The organism is Vibrio sp. YT-19(2023), from assembly GCF_033337395.1.
The window spans coordinates 1-9455 of the sequence record NZ_JAWOQN010000062.1 but is presented as its reverse complement, the minus strand read 5'-3'; the positions used below and the strand labels follow the sequence as shown (position 1 = coordinate 9455).

The following is a 9455-nucleotide window of genomic DNA, read 5'->3' as shown; positions in this document are numbered from 1 at the left end:
ATGAGTAGTTTTACAGGCAAAGCCGAAGCGGATGATAACCACCTACTGAAGTAGGTGGTTTAGGGCTGAAAATAAAAGGTCTAGCAAATTGCTAGACCTTTTTTGATTTTAAATTTGACTACAGTTTAGCGCTACTACATATCTTTGTACTGAGCTTCTAAACTCGCAATTAAGCTTTGAGTCACATCATCAACACTTGCACCGTCAAAATGGATGTCCAATGTCGAACTCCCTTTTGTAATACTCAGGTTTGTCTCAGAGCTACCATCTGGTGCTACTTCTACGTGATACTCTCCGACATCACCAGTATGATCACCTGATTGAAGATCATTAAGAAGCTCTCCAATTTCATCTTTAGATAAGTCATCAAAGAGATCAGAGAAGTCTAGAGTGTCTTCTTCTTTATTGAAGTCAGTGACAGTGTCGCGTTCATTGGACACATCAATCCATTTAAAGATGTCTTCACCGTCCCCCCCTGTCAAAATATCATTGCCGAAACCACCAATTAAAATATCATTATCTGCACCACCGAACAGCTTGTCGTCACCGCCTTGTCCAAACAAAATATCATCTCCTGAACCACCAGAGATGGTATCTGCCTGGTCGTAATAACGAGACTGTTCAAATTCTGCTTGGTTTTCAGTAATGTAGTGATGAACTTCTTCTTTGGTAACTAACGAAACATCCTTACCTAGTTGAGAAGCTACGTAGTTTTGCAGCGCGGAAACTCCTTGCTCACCATCGACGTCGAAACGCATGGCATCACCAAAAATAATGTCATTTCCATCAAGGCTGTTAATCTCATCTTTGCCTTGCATCAATGAAACTTCCTTACCAAGGATCACTTCTGCTAGTTGGTTTACATCTATGTTAGCTCTTACTACACCATCAGAGTCGAAGTTTTCTAACGAATCTTCATCTAAGTAGCGACCAAGACCTATCGAACGAACCTCACTAAATTCAGCCAATGCTTGATATGCGTTATTCGCTTGAGATAGAACATTATTTCCATAATCATCATAGACATATGAGTTAAGCATTCTCCCCACCTGTTCACCAGTAGAGAGCGAATACACCGCCCCGCGAAAATCTATGATTGTTTTATTGTTGTATGTGACTGTATCACCAAACCTGTAATCACTTGGCAAGACATCCGCTAGCGTCACTAACTTTTGTTCTGACACGCCAAGTACGACACCCTCCCAACCTCTAAACCAACTCGTAGTGTTATCCGTAGCTTGGTTTGGTTGACCATCAGATATGAAATAACTTAGGTTTGTTGCGCCACTATCGGCATTAGCAAACCAGTCTAGTGCAGATTGGAACCCGGCTTCATAATTTGTATTACCATCACCGATTTGTAAAATTGCATCCAATGTAGACTCTATTTGCGATGTTGCGTTGTCTGCACTCAAATCTAATTCAAGTACCTGAGAGCTCCCAGTAGCAAATGTGGTCAATAAAACGTTCACTTTGCCCGAATGAGGGCCACTAGCACTTTCGGTAAGAGTATTCAACACTGTTTTTAGCTCACCTAGCGCTAGACCAACGTCGTAACCCATGCTGCTTGATGTATCGAGCATAAAAGCAATGTTGTAGTCCTGCCCCTCGACAATCTGTAATCCTTGAACATCGCCAACAATCACATCATTGCTATCAGATCCAGCTATCTTGTTATCACCATGCGTACCGGAAACAAAATCATAATCTCGAACTGAAACAGAAGCCGTGTCCGTTCCCATTTGAGTATTGTTATTAACTTCAACACTTCCTGCCGTCGCTGTTACATCAAAATCTAACGAACCATTGTAATCGGCTGGTACAGTAATCGTACCGCTTAGTTGATGACTGGTTTGATTTGGTTCACTTGAAAGGTCAACCGTGTAAGAACCATCGCTGTTTTCAGTAACCGTTTTGCCATTCACCTCTAATGTTAGCCCTGAAGGAATTCCCGTTAAGGTGACGCTATCGTTAATGAATGACTCACTGCCATCCACATCGATAAGATCAAGGTTCAGCTCAAAAGAGACTTGCTGCTCTGTAAGTACAACATACTCTCCTGTGTTGTTATTTAGCTTGATAATGGCATCTTGGAAGATAAGTTGTTCAATTTCATAAAGGTGGTCACCCGACTCTTTATGAGTGCTCGAAACAACATCTTTTGTATCAATAAATCGGCTATCTTCGACAATCCAATACGGGACCTCTGAGTGGTCAGATGCAGGGTAATAGTTGAAGTTGTAATCAGACAACTTGCCAGAGTAAACAACTGTGTCCGTCTCCGCTTGATCATCTAATGAACCAATACCGCCATAGATAGAATCATTACCTCCTCCAGTCACAAAGATATCACTGCCTTGAGCATCAACGTTGGCACCTGCTTGTTGATCTCCGACAAAGCTCAGTGGCGATTCAGTGTCACCGCTTAGCATTAAGTCATTACCAACATGTCCGTTATTAAACGTTTGTGTCACCACATGTTCAAAATCGAGCCCTGGTAAATTGCTTGCCTCAAGCAGATCTTTAAGTTCTTCGTCTGTAGACCAGCTTCCGCCTAATGTCACAGGTACAGACGTTACTGGACCGAAAGTAAGGTCAATCTTAATTGGGTCCGCGACAGGCTCTATGTCGATACTCAACGTACCTGAAGCAGAAGAATTGCCATCACTAACAGTGAAATGAATCTGCTCGTAAGTATCCAAGCCGTTCCCAACACCATCTTTATCGAAAACATTTGCACCAGATTCATGTTCAGCCGGAACATAACGAACAAGACCATTTTCGATATCAGAAGCGAGTACACTGCCAGAAACCGCTTCCCAACCATCAGAACCTTTCACTTGCAGTGAGCCATTTAGAGCAGAAGTGTCAAACTCAACACTTATACTACTATCAACGATGCCTAAATGTTCTAGTGTTATAACAATAGCTTCGTCTTCTAATCCGGGAATTTCGTTGCTTTGAACTGCTGGCGGAACATCATTATCATCAATATAGCCAACGCCAGATACATCTCCGACTTTAATCACAAGACTCTCTGTTGATTCAACCAACTGATCATCAATACTTGGAATGGTAATCTCAAAGCCATTCACTCCGGCTGGAACAATAAGGTATCCACCCAAATACTTCACGCCATTAGTAAAAGTTGCGTTCGACAAATCAATGTCTTGAGAGCTCACACTAGAACCCTCTGCAGAGAAATCCACTTGATACTTAACGGTCTGATCTGTCGCGTTATTTAGAGAAACAGAAAACTTGACATCGTCACCCTCAACAACAGTAACACCTGCAATGCTCTCCACCACAGGTCCATTTTCCGCAACATTACCATCTAGTATTTCGTTAACGATATTGACCGTAGACGGATCACTAACTCCACTTTCAGAATCGACTGCTACATATCCAAAGCTATCTCCGGCAGGAATACCTTCTACATAACGTAACTCCCAGTTCCCTTCATTTTTCGTAGAAAAATCTAACTGAGTAATGACCGAACCTTCAGGAAGAGCTAGATCTTTCCCAAAACCAACGCTTGTTTCTTGGAATAGCATGAAGTTGCCTTCAGGCTTCAAGAACTCGAACGTTTGAGTCTGTTCGATATTATTTGAATCTAAATACGTAACCGTAATAAGCGCAGCGTTGTAATCACCGTAATCAAACAATCCACCTAATCCATCTAAGCCAAGGTTTACGCTGCCCACAGGGTTATTAGACAAATCGATCGTAATTGTCTCGCCTTTCTCAATACCCTGCCCATCATTGTCAGCAATACCGTTTCCGATATGTGACACTTGGCGGTTGTATTGAGCAAGTTCACCACTATCAGAAGATATAGTGATGGAGGAACCATTAACTAAATGCTCAGTACGGGAGTGTGATGGACCTCCGTCCTCACTTAGCCCCCAATTATTGAAATCTGTTGTAGACTCGGAACTATTTGGTGTATCTGGGCGATCCTTGATACCTAATAAGAAGCCCACATTATCAGCTTCATAGTAAAGGCTATCTTTTTCATAAAGAGTGTCACTGACTTCTTTTATTTCATGCAGTTCACCGTTGTTATCTCTGAAGAACAATGTTCCTGAGGTCGGTAGTTCAGTAATCCGCACATGCAAATCGTTGCCATTTAAGTCATCTTCAATATCCGCTATATGATCCTGAGAGTCGCCATCACCTAAAGGTTTCGTATCAGTATCAAATACAACTTGCGTCAAAGGCTTGCCAGTAACATGCGTAAAGTCCTCACTGTCAGGCCTGTCATTCACTGGTGTGACATCGACGTTCACTGTGGTGGATTCCGATACCCCACCGGACGTAACGATGTACGTGAAGCTGTCTGCCCCGTGGTAGTTGTCGTTTGGCGTGTAAGTGACGCTGCCGTCCAGGTTGACCGAGACCGTGCCGTTGGCTGGACCGTTATTGGTATCCAGCGACACCACTTTGTCGTCGCCTTCGAACGTGTCGTTACCTAAAACCTTAATGATGGTTGGCGTGTCTTCCACGACCGTCGCTTTGTCTGCCACGATGTCCGCCACTGGCGCAACCGTAAAGTTCACCGTTTGGCTAACGCTTTCGCCGCTTGGATCGGTGGCCGTAAACGTCAACGCTTCTGAGCCGTTCCAGTCTGCGGTTGGAGTGAACGTAGCAATACCATTGACGATCGCCACTTGAATGTTGCTATTACCAGAAACGCTGAAGCTCAGATCGCCATCCACGTTATCCACATCGCTGAAAGCGGTATTTAGATCGATGCTGTATGGCGTGAAATCTTCCGCCAAGGCTTGGTCTGCAATGCTGCTCTCAACCACAGGTGTGTCGTTCACCGCATTCACGGTGACGTTAACCGTCGCTTGGTCAGTCAGTGAACCATCGGTAACGGTGTAAGTGATTTCAGCATCACCATGGAAGTTCTCAGCCGGTGTGAACACCAATTTGCCGTCAATAATTTCGACTGTACCTTGTGTTTCAGGTACGGACGCTGATTGGATAGACAGCGTATCACCATCAATATCGGTGTCGTTTGGTAGGACATCAATCGTGACAGCGGTATCTTCTTGTGTTGTGGCCGTGTCATCGTTTGCCACTGGCGCATCGTTCACTGGTGTGACATCGACGTTCACCGTGGTGGATTCTGATACCCTACCGGAGGTGACGATGTAGGTGAAGCTGTCTGTTCCGTGGTAGTTGTCGTTTGGCGTGTAAGTGACGCTGCCGTCCAGGTTGACCGAGACCGTGCCGTTGGCTGGACCGTTGTTGGTATCCAGCGACACCACTTTGTCGTCGCCTTCAAACGTGTCGTTACCTAGGACGTTAATGATGGTCGGCGTGTCTTCCACAACCGTCGCGTTGTCTGCCACGATGTCCGCTACAGGCGCTACTGTGAAGTTCACCGTTTGGCTGACGCTTTCACCGCTTGGATCGGTGGCCGTAAACGTTAGGATTTCAGAGCCGTTCCAGTCCGCGGTTGGAGTGAACGTAGCAATACCATTGACGATCGCCACTTGAATGTTGCTATTACCAGAAACGCTGAAGCTCAGATCGCCATCCACGTTATCCACGTCGCTGAACGCGGTATTTAGATCGATGCTGTATGGCGTAAAGTCTTCTGCCAAGGCTTGGTCTGCGATGCTACTTTCAACCACAGGCGCGTCGTTCACCGCATTCACGGTGACGTTGACCGTCGCTTGGTCAGTCAGTGAACCATCGGTAACGGTGTAAGTGATTTCGGCGTCACCATTGAAGTTCTCAGCCGGTGTGAACACCAACTTACCATCAACAATCTCGACTGTCCCTTGCTCACTCGGCACAGACGCTGATTGGATAGACAGCGTATCGCCATCAATATCGGTGTCGTTTGGTAGGACATCAATTGTCACTGGCGTGTCTTCGTCAGTAACAGCGGTATCATCTTTTGCCACTGGCGCGTCATTGACTGGTGTGACATCGACGTTCACCGTGGTGGACTCCGATACCCCGCCCGATGTAACGATGTACGTGAAGCTGTCTGCCCCGTGGTAGTTGTCGTTTGGCGTGTAAGTGACGCTGCCGTCCGGGTTGACGGAGACCGTGCCGTTAGCTGGGCCGTTATTGCTATCCAGCGACACCACTTTGTCGTCGCCTTCGAACGTGTCGTTACCTAAGACCTTAATGATGGTTGGTGTGTCTTCCACGACCGTCGCGTTGTCTGCCACGATGTCCGCCACAGGCGCCACTGTGAAGTTCACCGTTTGGCTAACGCTTTCACCGCTTGGATCGGTAGCCGTAAAGGTCAGCGCTTCTGAGCCGTTCCAGTCTGCGGTTGGAGTGAACGTAGCAATCCCATTGACGATTGCCACTTGAATGTTGCTATTACCAGAGACGCTAAACGTTAACTCACCATCGGCGTTATCCACATCGCTGAAAGCGGTATTTAGATCGATGCTGTATGAGGTGAAGTCTTCCGCCAAGGTTTGGTCTGCGAGGTTGCTTTCAACCACAGGCGTGTCATTTACGGCATTTACGGTGACGTTGACCGTCGCTTGGTCAGTCAGTGCACCATCGGTCACGGTGTAAGTGATTTCGGCATCGCCATGGAAGTTCTCAGCCGGTGTGAAGACCAGTTTGCCGTCAACAATCTCGACTGTGCCTTGCGCTTCAGGTACGGACGCTGATTGGATAGACAGCGTATCGCCATCAATGTCAGTATCGTTTGGCAGGACATCAATCGTCACTGGCGTGTCTTCGTCAGTAATCGCCGTGTCATCTTTTGCCACTGGCGCATCGTTCACTGGCGTGACATCGACGTTCACCGTGGTGGACTCACTGACCCCACCCGACGTAACGATGTACGTGAAGCTGTCTGTACCGTGGTAGTTGTCGTTTGGCGTGTAGGTTACGCTGCCGTCCGGGTTGACCGAGACCGTGCCGTTCGCTGGGCCGTTGTTGGTATCCAGCGACACCACTTTGTCGTCGCCTTCAAACGTGTCGTTACCTAAGACCTTAATGATGGTCGGCGTGTCTTCCACAACCGTCGCGTTGTCTGCCACGATGTCCGCCACAGGGGCAACTGTGAAGTTCACCGTTTGGCTAACGCTCTCGCCGCTTGGATCGGTGGCGGTAAACGTTAGGGTTTCTGAGCCATTCCAGTCTGCGGTTGGAGTGAACGTAGCAATCCCATTGACGATCGCCACTTGAATGTTGCTGTTGCCAGAGACACTGAAGCTCAGCTCGCCATCTACGTTATCCACATCACTGAAAGCGGTATTTAGATCGATGCTGTATGGCGTAAAGTCTTCCGCCAAGGTTTGGTCTGCGAGGTTGCTTTCAACCACAGGCGTGTCGTTCACCGCATTCACGGTGACGTTGACCGTTGCTTGGTCAGTCAGTGCACCATCGGTCACGGTGTAAGTGATTTCGGCGTCGCCATGGAAGTTCTCAGCCGGTGTGAAGACCAGTTTGCCATCAACAATCTCAACTGTCCCTTGCTCACTCGGCACAGATGCCGAGTCAATCGACAGCGTATCGCCATCAATATCAGTGTCGTTTGGCAGGACATCAATCGTCACTGGCGTGTCTTCGTCAGTAACAGCGGTATCATCTTTTGCCACTGGCTCATCGTTCACTGGCGTGACATCGACGTTCACCTTGGTGGATTCACTGACGCCACCGGACGTCACGATGTAGGTGAAGCTGTCTGTACCGTGGTAGTTGTCGTTCGGCGTGTAAGTCACGCTGCCGTCCGGGTTGACCGAGACCGTGCCGTTAGCTGGACCGTGATTGCTATCCAGCGACACCACTTTATCGTCGCCTTCGAACGTGTCGTTACCTAGGACGTTAATGATGGTCGGCGTGTCTTCCACAACCGTCGCTTTGTCTGCCACGATGTCCGCCACAGGGGCTACCGCGAAGTTCACCGTTTGGCTAACGCTTTCACCGCCTGGATCGGTCGCAGTAAAGGTCAACGCTTCAGAGCCGTTCCAGTCCGCGGTTGGAGTGAACGTAGCAATACCGTTGACGATCGCCACTTGAATGTTGCTGTTGCCGGAGACGCTGAAGGTCAGATCGCCATCCACGTTATCTACATCGCTGAAAGCGGTATTCAGATTGATGGTGTATGGCGTAAAATCTTCCGCCAAGGTTTGGTCTGCAATGTTGCTTTCAACCACAGGCGTGTCGTTCACCGCATTCACGGTGACGTTGACCGTCGCTTGGTCGGTCAGCGAACCATCGGTCACGGTGTAAGTGATTTCAGCATCACCATGGAAGTTCTCAGCCGGTGTGAACACCAGTTTGCCGTCAACAATCTCGACTGTCCCTTGCTCACTCGGCACAGATGCCGAGTCAATCGACAGCGTATCGCCATCAATATCGGTGTCGTTTGGCAGGACATCAATCGTCACTGGCGTGTCTTCATCAGTAACAGCGGTATCATCTTTTGCCACTGGCGCATCGTTGACTGGCGTGACATCGACGTTCACCGTGGTGGACTCCGATACCCCACCCGACGTGACGATGTACGTGAAGCTGTCTGTACCGTGGTAGTTGTCGTTTGGCGTGTAAGTGACGCTGCCGTCCGGGTTGACCGAGACCGTGCCGTTGGCTGGACCGTTATTGGTATCCAGCGACACCACTTTGTCGCTGCCTTCAAACGTGTCGTTACCTAGGACGTTAATGATGGTCGGCGTGTCTTCCACAACCGTCGCGTTGTCTGCCACGATATCCGCCACTGGCGCAACCGTAAAGTTCACCGTTTGGCTAACGCTTTCACCGCTTGGATCAGTAGCCGTAAACGCTAGGGTTTCTGAGCCGTTCCAGTCCGCGGTTGGAGTGAACGTAGCAATGCCATTGACGATCGCCACTTGAATGTTGCTATTACCAGAAACGCTGAAGCTCAGCTCGCCATCAACATCATCCACATCGCTGAAAGCGGTATTTAGATCGATGCTGTATGGCGTAAAATCTTCCGCCAAGGTTTGGTCTGCAATGTTGCTTTCAACCACAGGCGTGTCGTTCACCGCATTCACGGTGACGTTGACCGTTGCTTGGTCAGTCAGTGCACCATCAGTAATCGTGTAAGTAATTTCAGCGTCACCATGGAAGTTCTCAGCTGGCGTGAACACCAACTTGCCGTCAACAATCTCAACTGTGCCTTGCGCTTCAGGTACAGACGCCGATTCAATCGACAGCTTATCGCCATCGATGTCAGTATCGTTTGGCAGAACATCAATCGTCACTGGCGTATCTTCGTCAGTAACAGCGGTATCATCTTTTGCCGCTGGCGCATCGTTGACTGGCGTGACATCGACGTTCACCGCGGTGGACTCCGATACCCCACCGGAGGTGACGATGTAGGTGAAGCTGTCTGTACCGTGGTAGTTGTCGTTTGGCGTGTAAGTGACGCTGCCATCCGGGTTGACCGAGACCGTGCCGTTGGCTGGACCGTGATTGGTATCCAGCGACACCACTTTGTCGTC

The 9455-nt window shown here is 48.4% G+C and carries 1 protein-coding gene; it reads right to left on the bottom strand.

The features are described 5' to 3' along the window. Nucleotides 1–134: 134 nt before the first annotated feature. Complete coding sequence (locus R7E78_RS23520; RefSeq protein ID WP_318058298.1) at nt 135–9443, bottom strand: tandem-95 repeat protein; 9309 nt, start codon at nt 9441–9443, stop codon at nt 135–137. Nucleotides 9444–9455 lie beyond the last annotated feature (12 nt).